The 217-nt window shown below is 35.9% G+C and carries 1 protein-coding gene; it reads left to right on the top strand.

Annotated elements, in window-relative coordinates; all coding sequences use genetic code 11:
* Positions 1-19: 19 nt before the first annotated feature.
* Positions 20-217, top strand: a 198-nt coding sequence (locus HMPREF2813_RS10045) for an NTP transferase domain-containing protein (RefSeq protein ID WP_261673697.1), incomplete at its 3' end; no start/stop codon positions are given.

The raw sequence follows: 217 nt of genomic DNA on the forward strand, positions 1-217 counted from the left end.
ATTACAAAGGGGAACAAAAATGAATGCAATCATTTTAGCAGCAGGCCTAGGCAGTCGTTTTAAAGACATCACACAAAGCACACATAAATCATTGTTAGATATTCACGGCACACCTAACTTAGAACGGACACTCACTTTTCTACGTCAAGCAAATATCGACAATATTGTCATTGTTACAGGGTATTTACACGAACAATTCGAGTATCTAAAGAAAAAA

Origin of the sequence: Haemophilus sp. HMSC066A11 (assembly GCF_001811665.1) — a bacterium.
Classification (GTDB): domain Bacteria; phylum Pseudomonadota; class Gammaproteobacteria; order Enterobacterales; family Pasteurellaceae; genus Haemophilus; species Haemophilus influenzae.